General features: G+C 53.4%; 17 protein-coding genes. 6 read left to right on the top strand and 11 right to left on the bottom strand.

The features are described from left to right. Positions 1–99: 99 nt before the first annotated feature. The 6 genes from ABLU88_RS13900 to cadC all read right to left on the bottom strand — a co-directional run bounded on the left by ABLU88_RS13900 (position 100) and on the right by cadC (position 9,523). Positions 100–513: a hypothetical protein gene (locus tag ABLU88_RS13900; protein WP_014228246.1), complete on the bottom strand. Its 414-nt coding sequence runs from the start codon at positions 511–513 to the stop codon at positions 100–102. Between the two features lie 152 nt (positions 514–665). Further along, positions 666–2,183: a lysine--tRNA ligase gene (lysS, locus tag ABLU88_RS13895; RefSeq protein WP_004848495.1), complete on the bottom strand. Its 1,518-nt coding sequence runs from the start codon at positions 2,181–2,183 to the stop codon at positions 666–668. Between the two features lie 341 nt (positions 2,184–2,524). Further along, the gene (gene dtpD / locus ABLU88_RS13890; protein ID WP_201993215.1) at positions 2,525–4,000 is read right to left on the bottom strand and encodes a dipeptide permease DtpD; all 1,476 of its coding nucleotides are present in this window, start codon (positions 3,998–4,000) and stop codon (positions 2,525–2,527) included. 59 nt (positions 4,001–4,059) lie between these two features. Continuing rightward, on the bottom strand, positions 4,060–6,207 hold the full coding sequence (gene cadA / locus ABLU88_RS13885; protein WP_009652676.1) for a lysine decarboxylase CadA: 2,148 nt from the start codon (positions 6,205–6,207) through the stop codon (positions 4,060–4,062). 81 nt (positions 6,208–6,288) lie between these two features. Continuing rightward, positions 6,289–7,626, bottom strand: a complete 1,338-nt coding sequence (gene cadB, locus ABLU88_RS13880) for a cadaverine/lysine antiporter (protein WP_004848490.1) — start codon at positions 7,624–7,626, stop codon at positions 6,289–6,291. Between the two features lie 364 nt (positions 7,627–7,990). After that, positions 7,991–9,523 carry a lysine decarboxylation/transport transcriptional activator CadC gene (gene cadC / locus ABLU88_RS13875; protein ID WP_348836752.1) on the bottom strand — a complete coding sequence of 511 codons (1,533 nt, stop codon included), beginning with the start codon at positions 9,521–9,523 and terminating at the stop codon, positions 7,991–7,993. Positions 9,524–9,875: 352 nt separating this feature from the next. Between cadC and ABLU88_RS13870 the strand changes: the two genes are divergently transcribed. Further along, on the top strand, positions 9,876–10,742 hold the full coding sequence (locus tag ABLU88_RS13870) for a GNAT family N-acetyltransferase (protein ID WP_025107114.1): 867 nt from the start codon (positions 9,876–9,878) through the stop codon (positions 10,740–10,742). 37 nt (positions 10,743–10,779) lie between these two features. Here ABLU88_RS13870 and ABLU88_RS13865 read toward each other — a convergent pair whose 3' ends face one another. Next, positions 10,780–11,655, bottom strand: coding sequence for a LysR substrate-binding domain-containing protein (locus ABLU88_RS13865; protein WP_046876924.1), 876 nt, complete (start codon positions 11,653–11,655; stop codon positions 10,780–10,782). Positions 11,656–11,792: 137 nt separating this feature from the next. Here ABLU88_RS13865 and ABLU88_RS13860 point away from each other — a divergent pair, with 137 nt between their 5' ends. The 3 genes from ABLU88_RS13860 (at position 11,793) to ABLU88_RS13850 (ending at position 15,333) form a co-directional block, all read left to right on the top strand. Then, positions 11,793–12,335, top strand: coding sequence for a sugar ABC transporter (locus ABLU88_RS13860; protein WP_348836749.1), 543 nt, complete (start codon positions 11,793–11,795; stop codon positions 12,333–12,335). Between the two features lie 9 nt (positions 12,336–12,344). Next, entirely contained in the window at positions 12,345–13,172 is an 828-nt protein-coding gene (locus tag ABLU88_RS13855; RefSeq protein ID WP_348836748.1) for an MBL fold metallo-hydrolase, read from the top strand. A 184-nt stretch (positions 13,173–13,356) separates the two neighbouring features. After that, positions 13,357–15,333 carry a glycoside hydrolase family 28 protein gene (locus ABLU88_RS13850; protein ID WP_348836746.1) on the top strand — a complete coding sequence of 659 codons (1,977 nt, stop codon included), beginning with the start codon at positions 13,357–13,359 and terminating at the stop codon, positions 15,331–15,333. 161 nt (positions 15,334–15,494) lie between these two features. Here the strand turns inward: ABLU88_RS13850 and ABLU88_RS13845 are convergent, their stop codons facing one another. The 3 genes from ABLU88_RS13845 to ABLU88_RS13835 are packed head-to-tail and all read right to left on the bottom strand — an operon-like array spanning position 15,495 to position 18,312. Then, positions 15,495–16,208 (bottom strand): MgtC/SapB family protein, encoded by a 714-nt coding sequence (locus tag ABLU88_RS13845; RefSeq protein ID WP_004099822.1) that lies wholly within the window; start codon positions 16,206–16,208, stop codon positions 15,495–15,497. A gap of 31 nt (positions 16,209–16,239) precedes the next feature. Further along, positions 16,240–17,475, bottom strand: coding sequence for an MFS transporter (locus tag ABLU88_RS13840; protein ID WP_049127595.1), 1,236 nt, complete (start codon positions 17,473–17,475; stop codon positions 16,240–16,242). Between the two features lie 12 nt (positions 17,476–17,487). Beyond that, a complete protein-coding gene (locus ABLU88_RS13835; RefSeq protein ID WP_032748501.1) occupies positions 17,488–18,312 on the bottom strand; it encodes an MBL fold metallo-hydrolase in 825 nt (274 codons plus the stop codon). 333 nt (positions 18,313–18,645) lie between these two features. Here ABLU88_RS13835 and ABLU88_RS13830 point away from each other — a divergent pair, with 333 nt between their 5' ends. Together ABLU88_RS13830 and ABLU88_RS13825 are read left to right on the top strand one after the other, a co-directional pair. Further along, a complete protein-coding gene (locus ABLU88_RS13830; protein WP_348836743.1) occupies positions 18,646–20,820 on the top strand; it encodes an extracellular solute-binding protein in 2,175 nt (724 codons plus the stop codon). Positions 20,821–21,102: 282 nt separating this feature from the next. Continuing rightward, positions 21,103–21,789: a Crp/Fnr family transcriptional regulator gene (locus tag ABLU88_RS13825; protein ID WP_004099815.1), complete on the top strand. Its 687-nt coding sequence runs from the start codon at positions 21,103–21,105 to the stop codon at positions 21,787–21,789. Between the two features lie 32 nt (positions 21,790–21,821). Here the strand turns inward: ABLU88_RS13825 and ABLU88_RS13820 are convergent, their stop codons facing one another. Continuing rightward, positions 21,822–22,643, bottom strand: a complete 822-nt coding sequence (locus ABLU88_RS13820; protein WP_348836742.1) for an outer membrane protein OmpK — start codon at positions 22,641–22,643, stop codon at positions 21,822–21,824. Between the last annotated feature and the right edge of the window lie 4 nt (positions 22,644–22,647).

Here is a 22,647-nt window from a genome sequence, read left to right as displayed (position 1 = left end):
GAGAGAACTGGCCGGTTCTTTCTGACGGAGTAATCATACAAGCCCGGACAGGCGCAGCCCGCCGCCTCCGGGACAGCCTGAATAGACAGCCGCCAAATATTAGTCGGTAATTTTAAACGTCAGCGCGTAAGCGCTGGTTTTCCTTTCATCGCGCGCTCCGCCCATCTGATAAACCCGCACCGTATATTTACCGCTGCTCATCAGACGTTGCTCAAAGGTATCACCGCTCAGAGAACCGTTAAAAATCGAATTATTATCAGGAGCGATAACATTGAAATAAGGATGCGGCCGCTGGCTGTTCATATTGATATGCATCATCTGGCCCGCTTTCGCCTCCAGCGTATAGTCGTTAACACCGTCACCGGTCACGGTGCTTTTTATTATCGTGCCGTTGCTGCCTTTATCAAAATGAACGGTATGGTTGTTGATATTATCACTTGCCATTGATAACACTGACGTAAATAAATAACTTGCACAGATCACGCCACCAACAATTAATTTTATTTTTTTCATTTAATTAACACCTTATGTTTTTTATGCGCGCTGTTATAGCACATAAGGTGTCCGGAGTAAGCTGATTCGCAATTATTACTCGTCGGAATTAAACACGTCGAAATAAAGGCCCCCCGGTTCAGGGAAACGAGGGGACCTGGTTTTAGCGGAATTTACTTCTGCGGACGCATTGCCGGGAACAGAATCACGTCGCGAATGGTATGGCTGTTGGTAAACAGCATCACCATGCGGTCGATACCGATGCCCAGGCCGGCCGTCGGCGGCAGGCCATATTCCAGCGCGGTGACGTAGTCTTCGTCGTAGAACATCGCTTCATCATCCCCCGCCGCTTTGGCGTTGACCTGATCCTGGAAACGCTGGGCCTGGTCTTCCGCGTCGTTCAGCTCGCTAAAGCCGTTGCCGATTTCACGCCCGCCGATAAAGAACTCAAAACGATCGGTGATTTCCGGGTTCACGTCGTTACGGCGCGCCAGCGGCGAAACCTCCGCCGGATACTCGGTGATAAAGGTTGGCTGGATCAGATGGGCTTCCGCCACTTCGTCGAAAATTTCGGTGACGATACGCCCCAGCCCCCAGCTCTTCTCAACGTGAATACCGATGGATTCCGCCAGCGCTTTTGCCGCCTCGAAGTTATCCAGATCCGCCATCTCGGTTTCCGGACGGTATTTCTTGATCGCTTCGCGCATGGTCAGTTTTTCAAACGGCTTGCCGAAGTCGAACACCTGGTCGCCGTACGGGACTTCGGTTTTCCCCAGCACGGTCTGCGCCAGCGTGCGGAACAGAGATTCGGTCAGTTCGATCAGATCTTTGTAATCCGCATACGCCATATAGAGTTCCATCATGGTGAACTCAGGGTTGTGGCGCACGGAGATGCCTTCGTTACGGAAGTTGCGGTTGATTTCGAACACCCGTTCGAAGCCGCCGACCACCAGCCGTTTCAGATACAGCTCCGGCGCGATGCGCAGATACATATCCAGATCGAGCGCGTTGTGATGGGTGATAAACGGGCGCGCGGAGGCGCCGCCGGGGATCACCTGCATCATCGGAGTCTCGACTTCCATAAAGCCGCGCGCGACCATGAACTGACGCATGGTGGCGAGGATCTGCGAACGCACCTTGAAGGTGTGGCGCGACTCTTCGTTGGAGATCAGATCCAGATAGCGCTGACGATAGCGCGCCTCCTGATCCTGCAGGCCGTGAAACTTGTCCGGCAGCGGGCGCAATGCCTTGGTCAGCAGGCGCAGCTCGGTGCAGTGAATGGAGAGTTCGCCGGTCTGGGTTTTAAACAGCTTACCGCGGGCGGCGATGATGTCGCCAAGATCCCATTTCTTAAACTGTTCGTTGTAGACGCCTTCCGCCAGATCGTCGCGCGCGACGTACAGCTGAATGCGGCCGCCGACGTCCTGTAAGGTGACGAAAGAGGCTTTCCCCATAATCCGGCGGGTCATCATGCGGCCAGCCACGGCGACCTCGACGTTCAGAGAGGTGAGCTCGTCGTTTTCCTTACCATCAAATTCCGCATGGAGCTGGTCAGAAGTGTGGTCACGGCGAAAATCATTCGGGAACGCCACGCCCTGCTCGCGCAGCGCGGCCAGTTTTTCACGACGGGTTTTCAGTTCATTATTAAGGTCAATTGCCTCATCGGCACCTTGTGCTTGTTGTTCAGACATGTTGGTTCCTCATAACCCTGCTTGCAAACTTGCTTCGATAATTGAACCAGGTCACTCTCCAGCGCGGCCTGTTCCGGCGTCGACGCCAAAGAACAATCTTAAGGAGCCTGGCTTCAATTCCGGCTGATTTCGCTCAGCCATCGCTTCAGTAACAGTTTTTTATCTTCGGCTTCCGCGCCTGCCAGAATATCCTCCTCCTGTTCAGTAAACGGTGCAAGGAGCGGCTTGCCGCTCCACTGTTGGGGTTACCGATCCCCGGCTCGCGGCGTAAACGCCTTAGCCGGGCTACCAGCCAGCACGATTTTGTAGCCCCGGTATGCCGGACCTGTCGCCAGACGGGGCTAGGCGCCGCCGCCGGGAAGTTCACCGGCGGCCGCGCGGCGTTTGCCGACGCTAAACGCGGCGGCGAAGGCGACGACGACAATCACCGCCACGCAGACCAGCGTCCATTCGCCCATCTGGGCAAAGAAGTGCTGATACGCGGCAATCGCCGTATCGCTGATCTGCGACTCGGTGGTCTGCTGCGCCACCACTCCCGCCAGCCAGTTGGCTACCGCGCCGGTCGCCAGCATATAAATCCCGGTCAGTACCCCGGTGACGCCGGGCATATTGAGGCGGGTGATCTGCGCCATCGCTACCGGGTCGATAAATAGTTCGGCAAAGCCCATCAGCGCCAGGCCGGCCACCATCATGCCCATTGATGCCTGCCCTTCCGCCGCGCCGTGGCGCGCATTAAGCGCCAGCAGCATAAAGCCGCAGCCCATCAGCACCAGGCCAAAGGCGAACTTCAGCCACACGCGCAGCGCCGAGCGGGTCGCGCCTTCCGGCCGCATCAGCCACGCCAGCACGACGCCAGCCGCCATCACCGCCACGGCGTTAACCGACTGGAACAGCGCGGTCGGCACCTCAATATTCAGCAGATGACGGTTAACAAAGTGGTCGATGAACAGGCTGATCGAACTCCCGCCCTGCTGCGCCAGAACCCAGAACAGAGTCCCGGTCAGCATCAGCAGAACGATCTGCCACAGCGCGCGGCGATGCTCCGGCGATTTGACCATAATGCGCGCCACCATCTGGGCGGCGAACACGCACACGATCGCCAGCAGATAGCCGGACCAGTTATTCTCCAGCAGCAGCGTGAAAAACACCGGCGCAACGCAGAGCATCACCACCAGCCAGCCCCAGGTCGGCAGCACAAACTTTACCGCCCGCAGCGCCTGTTTATCGACGCCGCGCGCGTGGCGGAAGTAGCGGCTACCGCTGAGGAAAATCATCAGGCCAACAAACATGCCGATTCCCGCCAGCGCAAAGCCGATATGCCAGCCGTACCACTGCGCCGCCAGCCCGCAGGCGATAGGCGCGGCGATGGAGCCGACGTTACCGGCGGCGTACAGCAGCGAAAAACCGCCGTCGCGGCGAGGGTCGTCAACGGCGTAGAGCTCGCCCAGCAGGCAGCTGATGTTGGATTTGAACAGGCCGTAGCCGCAGATAATGATCGCCAGCGCGAGGTACAGGCTCCAGGTGGAATCGGATTCCACGCCCAGCACCACGTGGCCAAGCGTCATTAACAGCGCGCCGGCAATCACCGCCGTGCGGTTGCCGAGCAGGCGGTCGGCAAGCCAGCCGCCGAGAATAGGAGTGACGTACACGAGGGAAGCGTAAGCGCTGAACAGGCTGATAGCGTGGCTGTCATCAAAGCCGAGCTGATGGGTGAGGTAGAGGATGAGTAAGGCACGCATGCCGTAAAAGCTGAAATATTCCCAGATTTGGATCGCAACGATGTAATAAATCGCGCGCGGCTGTGAGGGTGTTTTCATGTGTTCTCCTTGCAGCGTGAAAAAGGGAAGTGGCAAGCCACTTCCCTGTTGTGCATCGATTATTTGTTATTTTCTTCTTTCAGCACTTTAACGGTGTAACGACCATCCGCCTGACGATAGGCGCCGTGGATATCGGTTTCGAAGCCCGGATAGTGGGCGCCGATTTCGCACAGCATCTGCAGGAACTCCAGCACCGGACGGCTCTCTTCGGTGATCATTTCACCCGGCATGACCAGCGGCACTCCCGGAGGATACGGCAGGATCATATTGGCGTTGACGCGGCCCACCATCTCTTCGAGATACACCTCTTCGGTCTGACCGTGCAGCTCTTTCTGGAACGCGGCGTACGGCGTGATCATCATGGTCGGCAGCACTTCGAACGCGCGGAACATCAGGTCCGGCAGGTTGTGGTGCTCAATCAGTTTGTGAATGTTCTGCGCCAGTTCCTGAACGCGCATGTTTTCGTAGAATTCCGGATCTTCACGATACAGCGACGGCAGCATGTTTTTCACCCGCAGGTTCAGGTCGAACGCGCGTTTGAAATCGGTCAGCGCACGCAGCAGGCTCAGCGCTTTGGTTTTGTCGATACCGATACTGAACAGGAACAGCAGGTTGTACGGACCGGTTTTTTCGACCACGATACCGTGCTCGTCGAGATACTTCGCCACGATGCTCGCCGGAATACCGAACTCATCCATGGTGCCGTCTTTCTTCATCCCCGGAGTCAGCAGCGTGACTTTAATCGGGTCGAGATACATGTGCTCGTTATCGATGTTTTTGAAACCGTGCCACGCGCTGTCGGAGCGCAGCGGCCAGCATTCAGGGCCATCGATATGTTCCGGCTGCCAGACGTCGAAGAACCAGCCGTCGGACTCGCCTTTCAGGCGTTTGATCTCTTTACGGAACTTGATTGAACGTTCGATAGAACCGTCAATCAGGCGCTTACCGGCGTTGCCTTTCATCATCGCCGCCGCGGTTTCCGTCGAGGCCACCACGCCGTAGTGCGGAGAAGTGGTGGTGTGCATCATGTAGGCTTCGTTAAAGGTTTCTTCGTTCACGTCGCCTTTAACGTGAATCATCGAAGCCTGAGAGAACGCCGCCAGCAGTTTGTGCGTGGACTGGGTTTCGTAAATCACTTTCCCTTCGACGCGGCCGCCGCTCATCCCGCATTTGCCTTCATAAATCGGCGAGAAGTTGGTGTAAGGCACCCACGCGGAGTCAAAGTGGATGGATTTCACATCCAGGGTTTTCTTGATGTAGTCCGTGTTGTACAGCAGACCGTCATAGGTGGAGTTGGTGATAACCGCGTGCACCGGCCAGGTCGCGTTCGGGGTTTCTTTCACGCGCTTCGCGATGGTCGCATGCTGGAATTCGCTCTGCGGGATACCGCCGAGGATACCGTAGGCGTTGCGGGTCGGGCGGAAGTAGATTGGCGTAATGTCGCTCATCATCATCAGATGGGTCAGCGATTTATGGCAGTTACGGTCAATCAGCACGGTGCTACCGGCCGGGGCGGAATACATGCCGACAATTTTGTTGGCGGTAGAGGTCCCGTTGGTCACCATGTAGCTGCGTTCCGCGTTGAAGACGCGGGCGATGTACTCTTCCGCTTCTTTGTGCGGGCCGCTGTGGTCCAGCAGAGAACCGAGTTCAGAAACCGAAATCGAGATATCGGATTTCATGGTATTGGAACCAAAGAAATCGTAGAAGATGCTGCCGACCGGGCTTTTCTGGAACGCGGTACCGCCCATATGGCCTGGGGTACAGAAGGTGTATTTGCCTTCACGCACGTATTTAAACAGCGCTTTGGTCAGCGGCGGCAGAATGGTGTCGATATACTCGTCGGTATTCTGTTTGATTTTGTTGGCAATATCTTCCGCTGCGCCCAGCGCATATTCGAAGAAGCGAACCTGCATCCGCAGATCGTTGAGGCTCACGTCCAGCGTTGAGTAAGTGTTCGCAAAGGCGTACAGCGGCATGTATTCGTTCATTTTGCTGATGTCTTCGCACAGTTCGAGATTGTATTTATCCCAGTCGAAGATCACGCCGCACAGACGCGCATTGTTTTCGATAAGTTTTAATAAGTCTTCACGGTCGTTCGGGTAGACAATACGGAAGTCCAGGCGTTCGAGGGCGCGATGCAGTTCACGGATGGGTTCTTCTTTGAAGTAGACACCCATGTGATTCATGATTGCGATAACGTTCATAGTCAAATCTCCAGATAAAGAAAGCCCCTCCCGCCACGTCGTGACAGGTGATGGAAGGAGCCTCAGGAATAGGGTTGCTGATTAATGCGCGCTGGCGGTGCTGCTATCAGCGGAGTTGTCGTTGTTCTGGCGCTGGTGCATTTTGCGACCGTAGAACATCAGGATAATCAGGCTGACGATAAAGGTACCGGCCAGTTCGAAGGAGCTTGCCCCCATCAGGGCGATGAAGCAGAACGCGCAGCCGAGTACGGAGCAAATCAGGCTGACGAAGTTGCGTACATTGATGCCTTCGAAGCGAATCAGGTCAACGCAGGAGTAGAAGTAAGGCAGCATGGTCAGCAGTACCGCGATACCGGTCAGCTCACCGAACAGGTCAGACGCTTTGCCGCCGGTGGAGTTCATCAGGGTAATCAGCACCATCAGCGCGGTCATTTTCACCGCGGCCAGCAGCAGGCCTTTTTTCGGAATACCGTTGCTGTCGAGTTCGCCATACACTTTCGGGAAGTTACCGTCATTGGCGGCACGTACGCCAGCCTGACCCACCAGCATCATCCACGAACCCAGCGAAGTCAGGCAGGCAAAGGCGGTGAAGGCGGAAACCATCGGCGCAGCCCAGCCGCCGAGAATGGTGGAGGCGCTCACTGCAAACGGCGCACCGGATGCGGCCATCTGAGAGGCAGGATACATACCCGCAATCACCTGGGTCGCGGCGATGTAGACGATACCGGCCATCGCGGTGCCCAGCATGGTGGCCAGCGGCACGGTGCGTTTCGGGTTTTTCACCATCCCGGTACTCACGGCGGCAGATTCTACCCCGACAAAGGCCCACAGGCAGAGCAGGATACTTTTGATTACCGCGTGGCTGTCAGTGGTGCTGGAGGTGTTCCAGTTTGCCTGATAGGTTGCGGCATCAAACCAGTGCCAGCCGACCACCGCGGTCATGACCACAGGAATAAGTACCAGTACCAGGCCAATTGTTGTCAGGCGGCTAACCCAGGTCCCGCCGAGCATATTCACGAAGGTGAAGATCCATACGATGGCGATACAGGCAATACCTGCCGGCACCGGGTTATTTAAAATTGGGAAGAATGTTGATAAATAAGAGACGGCGGTAATACCGATTGCCAGGTTACCGATCCAGTTGGCGTGATAATAAAGCACGCCGGTCTGGAAACCGAACGCTGGGGATATTTCACCGGCGTAGGCAATTGGGCCACCCTGCTGCGGATTCTTGGTCGCCAGCCGGGCATAAACATAAGCCAGAGACATTGCGCCAATAATAGAAATCACCCAACCCCAGATGGCAATACCACCGATGCTAGCGAGGTTTGCAGGTAATAATGCAATACCGCTCCCCATCATATTACCGGCGACTACGCCGGTACAGGCAAATAGCCCGATCTTCTTGGCAGAACTCATGTTTGCTTTTCTCCTAAGTTTATTTGGGAGGTACAGATCATGATGATGAACCTTTTATTGACCCGACCAACTGCCAACAAGATTACGGATTAGTACGAGATAAGTCCTAAAGATAAAGTGAAATAACTGCAAACATCAGACAAATGATATTTTGACCTTTTTCGCGCAACATATCAGGATGACATGTTGATATCAGGAAAAGGTAAATTTAGATATTTTTCATTAGGTTATAAGGTCAACTTCATGTTGAAAAAGTGTTACATGCGGAACCGGAGAGGTTATAAAAAATAACAACCCGGTGGCTCATGAGAAACATAATTTTAACCTCACCACGGCCAAAACCATGACCATGATGAGGGTTTACTTATTCTGAAGCGAGGAAGTTATCGAGATACGGAACCACGCGGGTCACGGAGGTCTGGAATACGGCGTTTTCAATCCAGTAAAATGTATTCTCACCCGGGCGTAAATTAAACGCCGTCAGGTAGGCATCGGCAGCTTCCCGGTTCTGCCCTTTCATTTCGTAGACTTTGCCCAGCAGCACATAATTCATCCACGACATTTCCAGATCAATCCCGGCATTAATCGCGTCATAGGCTTCATCCACTTTTCCTTTGCCCAGCATATCCACCGTTTTAATCTGATAAAATATTGCCATATCTTTAATCCCCGGCATATTACCCACCCGGGTTATTTCGCTGTACAGATCGGCGAGCTGTTTCTCATCCAGCGGCTGCTGAGAATGACGCAATACGTCAACCAGCGCTTTTTCCGCCCACGCATAGGTAAAGTCCGGCGACTGCTTATTCACGTCGGCAAGCAGGCTACTGGCTTTGCCCAGCGAATCAACGTCTCCGTTCATTAATAGCTGATGCGCCTGATAGAAATGGGTAAGCGCGATACTTTGCGACGGCTGATACTGCTTTAACATCTCCTGCATCCGCGCCGGCCACGGCTGCTTCAGCGCCTCAGAGAGGCTGCTCAGCAGGTCGTTCTGAATCGAAAGCTGGTTGTCGCTGGTGACAAAGTAACGCTTATCCATCATGGTCGAGCCGTCGGCGTTATCCACCACCTTCACCGACATGAAGCACTGCTGTGCGCGATAGTGCCGCTGGTTGACGAACTCAATGGTCAGGGTTTTACCGGAACTGCTCGGCTCATTGATGTTGTAGTTGGTTTTGTCGTGCACCATAAAGGTGGAGAAGGTGTTCAGCGAGGTGGTAATCAGGCTCCCCAGACCGATGGCATAGGAGTGCTGCGATGACCAGTTGTTGCAGGTGTTGCCGCTGAGCAGGTGAATATCGACATCACGCGGGTTAAGCAGCAGCCGGGTTTTCGTGACCGGCGGGCGCGACTGCAGGGTTGACAGGGCCACCAGCGCCACGCAGCTCGCGAGGGCCAGCAGGAACAGACCCCAGACGATAAACGTGGTCAGCCGCTTACGTTTTTCCGGCTTCGCCACCGGTGTGCTGTCTGGCGCAGCCGCATCGGGCTGCGGGGAGGTCAACGGCGCCTCAAACCCGACCGTCTGCGTTTCTGCGGGAATAACCGGCGTCGGCTCCTCCCCCTCTTCGGTACACCAGATCACCGGCACCGTCAGCTTATAGCCGCGTTTGGGTACGGTAGCGATATATTCAAGGCTGCCATCGTCGCCATCTTTCAGCGACTTACGTAGCTCGGAAACGCTTTGCGTGACGACGTGACTGGTGACAACGTTGCGGGTCCAGACATTATCGATGAGCTCATCCCGACTGAGTACTTCGCCGGGATGACGGGCGAAGAAAACCAGAAGATCGATTAAGCGCGGTTCGAGAGTTAGCTGACGCCCCTTGCGGCTAATTTGGTTAACAGAGGGAGTAACCAGCCATTCTCCAACGCGAACAACAGGTTGTTGCATAAAAAAGAGCCCCAGGACGAAAAGGGAAAGGCGCGATGATACCACATTTACCCTACCTATTAATGATAGGGGTCATGACCATGAACGCAATATATTCCTCTTCGTTTTTGATGACTGGCAAACTTTCATTTGCTAAAGGCGTCTTTTGCCTGAGGGCGATGTTCCCTGGGGCGACGAAAGCGCGCCATTTTTAGCCCTATTTTTCCCGAATGTGTGACCTGAGCAAAGCTTAGGCGCGACAATCGTCGCCCATCCGTGGGGATATGCTATTTTTAGCTCGCCCGACAGAGATCGGACCGCCGAACAGATGGCCGAAAACAGTGCCTCACCCGCAGCGTAAGGAATGTCGACGATGAACTACAAATTAGATAAGCAAATTGTGCACAATGACGTGTTAAGAAATAGCTTCATTGACCTGGCGATTAAAACCTTCGATCTCTCCTTTAAAGAGTGGTACCGCAAAGGGTACTGGACCGACGCCTATATTCCCTACGCCCTGGTGAGCAACAATAAAGTGATTGCTAACGCCTCCGCCAATATTATCGATCTGATCTGGCAGGGTGAACCCCGCCGCTATATTCAAATCGGCACCGTGATGACCGATATCGATCATCGTGATAAGGGCCTTGCCGGGCAGCTCGTCAGGGAGATTCTGACGGACTGGCAGGATAAGGCCGACGCCTTTTTCCTGTTTGCTAACCCGACAACCGTTGATTTTTATCCGAAATTTGGCTTCGAGCGCACCGCCGAGCATCAATATATTATGCCGGTGGTACCGGCAGCGGGCGACTTCCGCAAGCTTGATATGGACCAGCCGGAAGAGGTTGCGCGATTACAGCGGTACTATCAAAAATCGAATCCGTTTTCACAGCTGCGGGTACAGGATAACTTCGGTTTATTGATGTTCTACTGCTCCGCCTTTATGAAGCACTTCGTCTATTATTCCGACAAAAACCAGGCCATCGCGATTGCGATGCAAAACGGTCCGGCGCTGATCTGTTTTGATATTTTCTGCGACAGCGGACGCTCCCTGTCGGCCATTATTAACGAGCTCGCCGATGAAAATACGTACCAGGCTATCCTCGGCTTTACCCCCAAAGAGAATCGGACCGGCGAGTATGAGAAAATCGAAGGCGAAGATATTCTGTTTATCTACGGACAAAAAGAAAATATCTTCAAAGAGAATAAGCTGATGTTCCCGCTTTTATCCCACGCCTGAGGCTGCGCTTAACGCGTCTACGGCCCGCGCCCGGGCCTTATTGCGCCAGTAACCACTGTTCAAACGCCTGTAGCGCCGATTCGTTGACGCCGTTTTCCAGCGGCCTCACCAGGCAAAAGCGCTTGCTCAGGCTGCGGGCCTGCGGCCAGGGCGCAGCCAGCGTCCCGTTTTCGAGCGCTTTTTCAACGTACACGTGCGGTACCAGCGCAACGCCCTGCCCGGCCAGCGCGGCGGCTATCGCCATCTCATGCAGATCGTAGCGCACCCCCTGCGCCGGATTATCCAGCGCGATCCCGCACTCTTCAGCATAGCGCTGCCAGGCGTCAGGATTCTGCCGTCGATGAATACGCGGCAGCGCGTTCAGCTGGCTGGCGAGATCTTCCCCCGTAAGTAGCCCGGCGTGGCATACCGGCACCAGTCTCTCTTCAAACAGAAACCGCAAGCGCATTCCTGCCCATGCGGGATGCTCGAAATGAACCGCCGCGTCAAAACCGCTGCCGGTGAGGATAAACGGGTCGGTTCTGACCGCGATATTCAGGGTGATATCCGGATTCCGGCGCTGAAAATCCCCCAGTCGGGGAATGAGCCAGCGGCTGGCAAAGGTCGGCGGCGCGGCGATTTCCAGGCTTCGGCTGCCGTCCGCAGCCCCCATCAGATACTGCGTATCTCGCTCAAGACGTTCCAGCGTCTCGCGGACATGGTGGGCATAGCGCGCGCCGTTGGGGTTCAGCCGCACCCGGCTCCCCGTCCGTTCAAACAGCTTGCAGTTTAACAGCGATTCCAGGCGGGCGATTTGCCGGCTGATCGCGCCTTCGGTAAGCGACAGCTCTTCCGCCGCGCGGGCAAAGTTACCGTGCCTGGCGGCAGCCTCAAAGGCCTGCAGCGAGGTACTGCTGGGGAGTTTTTTTCGCACGAACGCCGCCTCTGCTGAAAGTTTATCAATGACGAAATGTCATTGAGTGGTGAAATAATATCGTTTTATAGCGCTTAATGCCCAACGTAGCATGATCAAACGTCAATAACATCATTCCATCATGCAGAGGTCAGCCCATGTTATATATCGTTGAGTGCAGCTACGCCGACCCGCAAAGCGAAGCCGGCTGGAACAGGTTTTACAGCGAGGACAAGCTGCCTGCGCTGGTGTCCGTCAGCGGATTCCGCGCCTCGCAGCGCTTCAGGGCGCTCTCCTCCGGCTGCCCGGTCTATCTTGCTATTCATACCATCGAGCATGGCGATACGCTCGCCAGTGAAGCGTATCGCCAGAAAGGCGGCGGCAGCTTTTCCCGCTGGCAGGCGCATATTCGCGACTGGCGGCGAAACCTGTATCGCTACGGCGGCGTCTTTCCTGCCGTCGCTGAGGGGGATGTTTTGCTACTGAGCCCCGAGCCGCTGGACGTCATTGAGTCGGAACCGGGATATCCGCCAACAAAACTTTCGGCCGCCGGGCTGGATAACAACCCGCCGCAGCGCGTGGCGTACGTTCTGCCGCGCCGGGAAGCCATGCTGCTGGCGGGACGGGAAAACGTCTCAATTTATGAGCCCATGGCCGGTCAGTTGCAAAGCCCGACTGAAATACAGTCCCCATCACGCTAAGAGGTTGATATGCACAAACCCGCTTTTCTCTCCCGCCAGATTGGCGATTTTCAGGTGGCGCCCCTCAGCGACGGCAGCATGGCCGCTGGCCTGGCGCTGCTGTCGGGTATTAATATCGACGATGCCGCAGACATTCAGCGCAGCGCGGGCGTCATCGACCCCGGCAATATCGACATTAGCGGCTATCTTATTCGCGGTCGGGGAAGAACGATTCTGGTCGACGCGGGTACGGGAGGCGGCGTGCTGGAAACCAGCCTGCGAGCGGCGGGGAGTGCGCCAGACGACGTGGATACTGTCCTGCTGACCCACGCTCACCCGGATCATATCGGCGGCCTGCTGGATGCCAACGGCGCGCCGCGCTATCGCCACGCCCGTCTTTATCTGCACCCTCTGGAAGCCGAATACTGGCAGGACGACGCCATGCTAAACCGGGCCAATGCGCGGGGGCAGCGCAACTTCACGCTCGCCCGCCGCACCCTGGACGCCTATTCCCGCAGCCTCGGTTTTCTGGATGAGCGCGAGGCCGTCGCGGGTATCCGCCCGCTATGGCTACCCGGGCACACGCCAGGCCATAGCGGGTTTCGCATCGACGCCGCGGCGCAAAGCCTGCTGATCTGGGGCGACATCGTCCATTTTCCGCATGTTCAGACCGCACGACCCGCCGCCGCCGTTGCTTTTGATTGCGATCCCGCGCAGGCCAGAGCGACGCGGGAAGCGATCCTCGCCCAGGCCGCCAGCGAAAACCTGCTGATTGCCGGTATGCACCTTGGCGGGTCGGGATTTGCGCATATCGTACCGACCTCGCACGGCTATCGTATTCAATATTCCGCGCCGTAAAGAGAAAGCAGGCCGGAGGTTAACGCCCTGGCCGCCTTTTCTTATCCAACAACGCTTTATTTTTCACCTGCTGAAAGATTGAACTGACTCGCGTTTATTTTTTGCCATAAACATAAAATGTCATTTTATTTTAAATGAATTTGTATTTTGTTTTTTACAGGCGATATGACATTAAGGGAAATTTATGCGCAATACCTTTGGACCTTCACGCAGTATGCTGGCGCTGGCTATCGCGCTGGCTGGCCTCGCGGGCGGCTGTAATGACAGCGGCGGCCCCCGCGACAATCAGCAGGATGCGCCCGCCTCCGCGCCGCAGAATGTCTTCGTTCCCGCGCTTTCTGCCGATGAAAACAGCCTGGTGCTGGTCTGGGAAAAACCGGAGTCGGAAACCGAGCAGGTGGTGGACTACGCCGTCTATCGTCAAGGCCAGCGGCTGGGTCAGGCGCGTGAAAATCAAAACCATTTCTCCCCGGCAAAGCCCTATATTGATAACTTCTATCAGCGGATTGCCAGCGACGGCTGGCAGCAGCCAATCGATTTGCGTACCTTTACGGTCACTCACCTGGAGCCGGATACGGAGTACGCATTTACGGTACGTGCGGTCTACGCCAATGGCAAAGAGTCGCCGGATAGCGCGGTGATTAAAGCGCGGACCGGCAAAACGCCGCACATCATCAAAGCCAGCACGTTCGGCGCGAAGGGTGACGGCACAACGCTGAATACCCAGGCGCTGCAGCAGGCGATCGATAGCTGCACCGTCGCGCACTATCCTCAGGGCTGTAAGGTGATGATTTCCGACGGCGAATTCAAAACCGGCGCGCTCTTCCTGCACAGCGATATGACCCTGGAGATTGCCGCTGGCGCCACCCTGCTGGGTTCGGACGATCCGGCCCAGTATCCGCTGGAAAAAGGCTACTCTCTCTATCCCTACAGCGATCATCCGCAGCCCCGTCGCCCGCCGTCATTAATTAACGTGCTGGAAGCGGACGATAAGGGCGAATCTCCGGCCGGGACGTTTCGCAATATTCGCATCGTCGGTCAAGGCACGATTGACGGCAACGGCTGGACCCGGGGCGTCAAAAGCGGCGGCGAGGCCACCATCATCGACGAAATGGGGAACGCGCTGCCGCAGTACCGGGCCAGCAATGCGGCAAAAGTCAGCGCGGACGGCATTCTGGCAAAGTATCAGACCGAAGCGGCCATTGCGGAAGGGATTGAAAGCAATAGCGCCTATAAGAACCGCCGCTCCAGCCTGATGACCCTGCGCGGCGTGCAGAACCTCTACCTTGCCGGGCTGACGATCCGCAACCCCGCGTTCCACGGCGTGATGGTGCTGGAGTCAAAAAATATCACCCTGAATGGGCTGGTCCACCAGACCTTTGACGGCAATAACGCCGACGGCGTCGAGTTCGGCAATAGCCAGAATGCGCTGGTTTTCAACAACTTCTTTGATACCGGGGATGATTGCGTCAATTTCGCCGCCGGGTTTGGTAAAGGCGCGAAAACGTTTCATCAACAGCCGCAAAGCGGGGCGTGGATCTTTAATAACTATTTCCGCAAAGGCCACGGCGCCGTGGTGACCGGTAGCCACACCGGCGCGTGGATCGAAAAAGTCCGCGCCGAGGATAACGTCATGTATATGACCGATGTCGGCCTGCGCATGAAAAGCCGCCCCTACTATGGCGGCGGGGTGCGGGATGTGTTGTTCCGTCATAATGCGATGAAAGATATCGCCAAAGAGCCGTTCGTTTTTACTATCAAATACAGTGCCGACGTGAATGATACGACCCCTGCCGACGAGCCCGCTCAGTTCCGCGACGTTCAGGTACAGGACGTCACCGTCGATGGTACTTCGGCTAAGCACAGCATCCTGATTGACGGCATGACGGTAGCCGAAATGGCAGAATCATTTGGGCTGACCTATTCTCGCGATGCCTATCACCAGAATCTGCGTTTTTCCAACGTCAGCTTCCGTAACACCAAAGCGACCAGTATCTCCTTCCTGCACGACAGTCGGTTTGATGAGGTGACGTTCGCCAATACGCCGCAGGCCTGGGCTTTTTTCGCCGTCAATGACGTGACGCTCGCTGACAGTCTGCATCAGCAGAGCATCACCCGCGGAGAAAAGGACAAACTTATCCTTGAGGGGGCAATGAAGTAATGGCGTTCCCGGCGGCGTAAGTCGCCGGGTTTTATCAGCGCTTCTGGCCTCGACAGATATCTGTCGCTCAGTGGTCCAAAGTAAAGACGCAGGTCATAACCGGCGTATTCAGCGTTCCCCGGACGATATAATTCCATTACATCCCAAATGTGCTCGCCAGCTTAGTGTTCAAGAGCGAGCGCGCAGACATGCTCAACATGAGACAGATCGTGGTATAAGTCAGGTAAGGTCATTTTCTGGCGAATAACCATTTTCAAATTAACCTCAATCTTTCCCTTTTTAAGGTCTCTAATCGTAATATTCTCGATAATATTTTTTTGCTGATGAATACGGCTTATCAGCTTTTCAAGGGCCCCTCGTTCATCAAGAACCACCCGTACTTTCACTTTTCCAGGGAACTGATTTTTAGTTTGCAGGAATATAATGAACGGGCTTAATTTTATCGCCAATAAGAACAAACCCGTGGCGAAAAAAGCATGAAAATAAAAACCGGCGCCGCAGGTAATTCCAACCCCGGCAGATGCCCAGACAATGGCCGCCGTCGTCAGGCCTGAAATAGCATCGTCGTGTCGATGCAGAATCACTCCCGCCCCCAGAAAACCGACGCCGCTGATAATCTGGGCCGCCAGGCGCATCGGATCGCTACGAATGTTCATCGAAATTTCAGCATAGTATTCCGCCGACTGTATTGAAACGATGGTTAACACACAGCTGGCGACAGACAAAATGACGCAGGTTTTGAATCCGACAGGTTTCCCTTTCGATTCTCTTTCCAGGCCAATGATGCCTCCCAGAATAAACGCAATGCTGATTTTGACGATGGTCAATAACGGAAACCATCCGTGATCGACGATCGTGGCGGCCAGATTATTCATATTATTACCTTAATGAAAGATCCGTTATCAATCAGGAATTCGCTTTCTTCAATGCAAGATCCGTTTTGCGTTTTGACAGATCGTCGCGAAAGAAAATCAGGAAGAAGACGCTCACTACCGCGGCCACACCGGCAGAAACTAACCAGAATGTTTCCCATTGCGGTAACGCTTCCGGCCCTTGCTCTGTCACGGTACTGTTAAAAATCTGCCCGCAAACGGTAGAAGCAAACAGCAGCCCGACGCCGTTGGAGACGATAAACCTCAAGCTTTGCGCCTGCGCTTTGATCTCTGGCGCGGCTTTGCGGTCAACATAAATATCGCCGACGGTAAAGAAAAAGTCCCAGCAGAATCCCTGTAACATCAGGCCAATCAGCACAAACATCATGTTGGCATCCAGCGAGGCATGAGCAAACAACAGCGTGCGGATGATCCAGCAAACGGCCCCCAGCATCAGCGTGATTTTAAAGCCGGCTTTTAATAAGAAGAACGACAGTAGGAACATGAAAATCACTTCGCAGGCAATCCCGATCTGCATCATTGATGCGGCATTATCGAACCCCAGCGCTTTCAAAAAGACCGGAATATAGGCGGAATATGCGGTTTTGGGGATCATTAAGACAAAGATACTCAGCATCAGCACGCTGAAGCTACGATCTTTGAAGAGTGCCAGAGCATCGAGACATAACAGATCGCGCAGCGCAAAAGCATTTCCTTTTGCTTTTGGCGGCGTATTCGGCAATGTGAAGCAATATAAGCCCAGGACGACGCCGGAAGCTGCCGCGATATACCAGGTAACCGTGTTGCCGGAATATCCCATTTCACCAATGATAAAGCCGATTGCCATAAAGCCGAAGGTGCCAAAAACGCGGATGAATGGGAAATATTTAACCCCATTGATATGGCTAAAACTGATACTGTTAGCCAGCGCAGTTGTCGGATAAAACAGCAGACCAACGAGGAAAATCATGGTCAGCGTCATGCCGGTATTTTGTGCTTCAATAAATTGCGGAACAAACAGCAGAACGCCAGCATTGACTAAGTGCAGGATCGCCATGACCTTTTGTGATGCAAAGAAGCGATCGGCCACCATACCAATAAATAACGGTGAAATAATTGTCGCTAATCCGAGCAAGGCATAGGATGAGCCGATTATAGTCGCCATTCCATAGGTACTTAATACCAGCCCCATGGTCATATTCCAGGCACCCTGCATAAAATACTGTATGAACATCATAATTAACAGGCGTGGTGTTTTATTAAGGTCCATATTGCATATCCTTTATTGGTTAATGCTCAGGTTAAGCCCGTCCCAGGCAACAAGAATGTTCTCTTTATCGCATGCTGCTACTAGCTCATCGTGCAGAAGACCGCCGCTGTGTGAAATATGCGAGACGACAAGCTGACTTGTTTTCTTCAGGCAGCCCAGTTCCGCCAGTCTGTCTCTGGCAGCGAACACCGTTTCCAGACTCATATGGTTATTGGTACGATTTTCTCCATTAAAGCCGTAGGTACACTCCAGAACGGCCAGATCGATTTTTTTCCCTTCCAGCCACTGCCAGGTGAGCTCAGGAAACCAGCCAGAGTCATGACCGTAAAATATTGACTGGCCCTCTTTTTCGATAAACCAGGTATAACAAAGCTCCCATTTAGCATGGTTAGCCAGCAGCGGAGTTATCCGATAACCACGGGTTTCTACGGTGACGAAGGGCACCAGGCAATGAAAGGCAAAGCGCTCTGCGCTATAGCCCGGCAAAACCTCTGCCGCGCCGTTAATCGCACGATCGTTCCCAAAGATATTCAGCGGATGGGTAATCTCAAATCCGTAACCCTCCATTCGGCTGAAAAGATCGCCGACGTTGAAATGATCGGGATGAGTATGGGTAAACAGAAGCGACCTGATTTCAGTTGCGTCCATGCCGTCGCGCAGCAGCTGCTGGCTAAATTCCGGTGCGACGTCAATCAACAGTTCATCATCAATAATCGCGGAAGAGTGTGTCCGAATGTCTTTTCCCTTACGTATACGGGCTTGCTGACAGTGCTCGCAGCGGCAAAACGGGTTAGGTATCCCTTCAGACGCTGCCGTTCCCAGAAAATGGATCTTCATGATTTCCTCTTATCACTAACAGGTTGCTGTTTTTATCATCAGAAATGTAATCAAACGTAATTGGAACGTGTCAATTATGATTCTGCCGTTTAACAGGAACAATGATCTTTTATCCCAGAAGTGATCACCTTCAAAAACTTATTGTATTTATCTTAAATTTCAACAAATTGTAATCTTTATCACATGGTTACTCGTCTCAAGCCGAAAAAGATTAATATTTTTAATGTCTATAAATCACACAAATTTATTTTGTAACGTTCAAATAACATCGGCAACGATAGTTTTCAGAGGTGTGCCGTGCTAGCATCAACGCATGAGGGTAAGGATTAAAATATGCCAACAATCAAAGACGTAGCAAAGCTAGCCGGTGTGTCACACGGCACTGTCTCGAACGTACTTAATGGCAGAGGTAATGTCAGCGTTGAGAAGATTGAAGCGGTTCAACGAGCGGCTAAGGAAGTGGGCTATCAGTTAAATGCGCAGGCGCAATCGTTAAGAGCCAGTAAAAGCCAGGGGTTGGCGCTACTGCTGCCAGACATTAATGCGGAGCAGTATTACCAGCTTTACCGGGGCTTACATCAGGTCTGTCAGCCATCATTAAGCGAACCGCTGGATCTTTACCTGACCAACGATCTGCCCAACCTGGAACTGGAGATTCTGCAAACGCTGGCGGCAAAATCTTACCAGACCATTGTTACCGTCAGCTGCCTGAGCAATAGCCAACCTTATTATGAAATGCTTAAGCTGCCCGCGGAACAGATCCTTTTTGCGTACCGGCAACCTGCCGGAGCTGACAACTATTTCAGCCTCGATTACGTCACTGCGGGTGAACACCTTGCGAGAAGAGCGCTCGCGCAGCGGCCGGGCCATATCGGTATCTTCTGCGAACCACTTGAATATGCTCATAGCGCATGTTTTATTCAGGCGATACAGGAGACCTGCCGGACAGTAAGTCCGCAGACTAAGCTCACCGTTTTATCCTCGCAGGCGGGCGAGTCTAACACCGTAGCGTTTGATTTTTTCCGCGGCGTTCCCCCCGATATTTTCATCACTCAGGATAGTGATAAAACGCGAGCCGTGACGCAGGCAGCCTGGTTTGGTAGCGCGCACTCCTGTCCGCAGATACTGCAGTTGAGTGATAATCTTCCGGCAGCCTTCGACGGCGTCACAAACTACCAGATGGACTATGGTCGCCTGGGTACCGCCATCGCTTCCCATATTCGCCAGCCTAAAAAACAGGTAACGCAGCGAATTCTGACAAATAGCGGATTTTCATTAGATGGCCAATCCGTCCAGCCGCCTGAGACTGAGGCGACGCTGAATATGTTAATTTTGCCCAGCCCCTCAACCGATGCGCTGAAAAAACTGTTACCTCACTTTTATCGTCAGACCGGTATCAAGGTAAATCTTGCGGTTTATCCTTATGATGAAGTGTTTGAAATTCTTTCCCATCTTCATCTGCATCCCTATTACGATCTCCTGCGCATCGATATGGCCTGTTTTCCCTGGTTTGCAGAAAAAGCGTTATTGCCGCTGGAGTCGATTTCCCCTGCGCTGCCGCAGCTGCTGACTCATTTTTCTGACCAGATTCAACAGCACTTCAGCATGGTGAATGGCACCGCGTGGGCCATCCCCTTTGATGCCAGTATGCAGCTCCTGTTTTACCGACGCGATCTCTTTGAAGATGCGACGATAAAACGGATGTTCTACGAAACGACGGGCAAAGAGTTAACCCTACCCGAAAACTTTGCGCAATTTGATGAGTTAGCGGCTTTCTTCAGTCGCCAGCATCAGCCGGATAACAGGCTGCGCCCGATGGGCACGGCGGTGACCTTAGGCAGCTCAGGGCTTATCGCCACGGAATATCTGCTGCGTTACTACGCGCTCGGCGGACGTCTGGTTCGCGAAGGCGAACCAGTTCACCTGGAGACTTCGCTTGCCGCTACGGCGCTTGAACAATACCTGCAACAGCTCTCCGTCGCCGTGAATCTCTCAGGAGAATGGTGGAGTGACGCCGTTAAGCAGTTTGAGCGCGGCAACCTCGCCATGTTGATCATGTATCTCAATTTGTTCAACGACGTCGCGCATAGCCCTATCGCTCCCACTATCGGCTATGCTTCAGTCCCGGGACAGCTTCCACAGTTGGGAGGGGGATCCATTGGGATGTCCCGCTACAGCAAAAAGAAAAAGCAGGTTGAGCAGTTCTTCAACTGGCTTTATTCCGATGAAATTGCGCGTCATCTGGTTCTGCTCGGAGGAAACTGTGCCTGGTCAGGGGTTTGTCACGATCAGAACGTCCTGAACCTCTATCCATGGTTTAATTTATTGAATGAAAAGGGCATGGTCGGGATAAGAGAGTCGCAGGGTACGCAGGGTAAGCCCTTCAACCTGCGCCAGGCAGAAATTATTATCGGCCAGGGCGTGACGAACGCGATAAATGGGATTATGGATGTCTCTCAGGCCGTGGAATACATTAACAGGCGAATAAAAAATGAAACCGGCGCCTGAGGCCAGGAAAACGAGCGTACCATTCAGCGTTTTTCTTCCGGCGTGCCCCGGTGTCCTGGCAAAATGCTGTTTTAGCTGCGGCTGCACCCGAGACGAAGCTCAATCGCATGGATAGCGTGTCAATCCACTTCCAGGATGCTCTCTCTGCAGCGCAGGCGCGACATCCAGTTACTGATATTTTTTAACACGGCGATTGAGTAGAATGCACCATTAACGTCATGTCATCAGCCTCTACTAATATCATCCAAAAGCAGGGATTCGCTTCTTCGCAGATAGCAAAATATGCAGCTTAAACCACTCACCAAAGGTCGTTTTCATAGCATTTGGCAACAGGATGATGCATTTATTGAGAGAACGTTTCGCGAGCTACTCTCAGATAAACAGCTTATTGCCGAAAATGAGCATCTTTATCATCAGGGGCAGGTTGTTGACCGCTTAATCATGGTCGAATCGGGCAGAATATCTCTGCGTTACAGCGCGGAAAACGGCCGCCGCTTCCAGCTGGGTGCGATGGAATGCGATGAGCAACTCTTTGGTGAAATGGAGTTTTTCACAGGCTATCGCTGTCAGCTGGATATCGTAGCGGAGGAGCCACTTACCGTTGCGGTATGCAGCTGCGAGCGGCTCGAAGAAGCATTGAATCAACACCCTAAACTGGCGATATTTTTTGCCAGCGCCATGGCGGTAGACTACCAGGATATGCTGGAAATCTTCTTGCATCGCATGCTCTACCCCATCGTTCATAATGTTGCCTATGACCTCTACCGGCAGCACCTGAACAAACAGCCAATGGATGGATTCAGTAAGAATTATCAGGAAGCGGAAAGATTCGGCACCACCGACCGCGTTTATCGCCGCGCGGTTAAAGCGCTGATTGATGCCGGACTGGTAGTACGAACTAAACAAGGCATTGCAATTCAGGATCTTGATGGATTGCGGAAGTTTCTCGGCAACGATATTGCTGAATGACGCGCCGGTGGCGGCGCGCCATTCATATCCAATTAAAACTTCCAGGTGAGACTAAAGTAGTGCCCGAGGCCGGTTGTGCGGCCTGCGCCGCCGTGGTTTTGCATCAACGCCATATTGCGGAAATATTTTAAGCCGTAGCCTACCGCATAGTTTTCCGTGTGCCAGTAGATCCCGTTATACCATTCAATCGCATTGTTACTGTAAAGCGACCGATCGCTATTTTTATTGGCAGCAAATTGATAATCGAAATACCCCTGGTAATTTAAATGACTGCCATTGGAAAACCGGTAAAAGGGTGTTGACCAGTTCGTGGAGAACATATACCCGTCCCACTTGCCTTCGTTTTCCGCGCCATAGTTTTCCCGCACATAGTGAGCATAGATGTTCATACCGACCATGCCGAACCAGGGTACGGTTACATCCGTCCCAAGCCCAACATAGTGCTCAAAGAGCTCGCGATCGCCTATGTTATTGACCGTTGCGATATAAAACTCGTTGAACGGGCCGACGGATAAATCTGTATTGAAAAGAGCATCCAGCGAAAAACGCGGTGATAGCTTAGCAAAAAAATTATCCCCACCATGGCGATCGTCGTGTTTGCTGTCAAACACATCAAAAATATCAACGTAGCCGTAAAGATCGACAATACCCGAGCGCGCACCGAACTCCAGTTCAAGATAAGTGTCGTTACGAATTCCATATGGAACTTTGGCATCAACGCTCTGCATTAAATTCATTTGCATCCAGCTAAAATCATTTTTCCTGGTATTTCCGTCGCGATAGTCTGCGGCTATTGCCTGCGAACAGCCAACGCTAACGACCATTGCCAATATCGTTTTTTTGACATTAAACATATTC

Source organism: Klebsiella sp. GW_Kp182 (assembly GCF_040062275.1).
GTDB lineage: Bacteria > Pseudomonadota > Gammaproteobacteria > Enterobacterales > Enterobacteriaceae > Klebsiella > Klebsiella michiganensis.
The sequence above is the reverse complement of the archived record's forward strand: the minus strand, read 5'-3'. Positions and strand labels throughout refer to the sequence as shown.

What these genes read in the sequence shown, in the direction of transcription:
- ABLU88_RS13825 (WP_004099815.1), top strand. Translation starts at nt 21,103, where the DNA reads ATGCAGCTTAAACCACTCACCAAAGGTCGTTTTCATAGCATTTGGCAA.
- ABLU88_RS13835 (WP_032748501.1), bottom strand. Translation starts at nt 18,312, where the DNA reads ATGAAGATCCATTTTCTGGGAACGGCAGCGTCTGAAGGGATACCTAAC.
- ABLU88_RS13850 (WP_348836746.1), top strand. Translation starts at nt 13,357, where the DNA reads ATGCGCAATACCTTTGGACCTTCACGCAGTATGCTGGCGCTGGCTATC.
- dtpD (WP_201993215.1), bottom strand. Translation starts at nt 4,000, where the DNA reads ATGAAAACACCCTCACAGCCGCGCGCGATTTATTACATCGTTGCGATC.
- ABLU88_RS13860 (WP_348836749.1), top strand. Translation starts at nt 11,793, where the DNA reads ATGTTATATATCGTTGAGTGCAGCTACGCCGACCCGCAAAGCGAAGCC.
- ABLU88_RS13820 (WP_348836742.1), bottom strand. Translation starts at nt 22,643, where the DNA reads ATGTTTAATGTCAAAAAAACGATATTGGCAATGGTCGTTAGCGTTGGC.
- ABLU88_RS13870 (WP_025107114.1), top strand. Translation starts at nt 9,876, where the DNA reads ATGAACTACAAATTAGATAAGCAAATTGTGCACAATGACGTGTTAAGA.
- ABLU88_RS13900 (WP_014228246.1), bottom strand. Translation starts at nt 513, where the DNA reads ATGAAAAAAATAAAATTAATTGTTGGTGGCGTGATCTGTGCAAGTTAT.
- cadC (WP_348836752.1), bottom strand. Translation starts at nt 9,523, where the DNA reads ATGCAACAACCTGTTGTTCGCGTTGGAGAATGGCTGGTTACTCCCTCT.
- cadA (WP_009652676.1), bottom strand. Translation starts at nt 6,207, where the DNA reads ATGAACGTTATCGCAATCATGAATCACATGGGTGTCTACTTCAAAGAA.
- ABLU88_RS13840 (WP_049127595.1), bottom strand. Translation starts at nt 17,475, where the DNA reads ATGGACCTTAATAAAACACCACGCCTGTTAATTATGATGTTCATACAG.
- ABLU88_RS13830 (WP_348836743.1), top strand. Translation starts at nt 18,646, where the DNA reads ATGCCAACAATCAAAGACGTAGCAAAGCTAGCCGGTGTGTCACACGGC.
- ABLU88_RS13855 (WP_348836748.1), top strand. Translation starts at nt 12,345, where the DNA reads ATGCACAAACCCGCTTTTCTCTCCCGCCAGATTGGCGATTTTCAGGTG.
- lysS (WP_004848495.1), bottom strand. Translation starts at nt 2,183, where the DNA reads ATGTCTGAACAACAAGCACAAGGTGCCGATGAGGCAATTGACCTTAAT.
- ABLU88_RS13845 (WP_004099822.1), bottom strand. Translation starts at nt 16,208, where the DNA reads ATGAATAATCTGGCCGCCACGATCGTCGATCACGGATGGTTTCCGTTA.
- cadB (WP_004848490.1), bottom strand. Translation starts at nt 7,626, where the DNA reads ATGAGTTCTGCCAAGAAGATCGGGCTATTTGCCTGTACCGGCGTAGTC.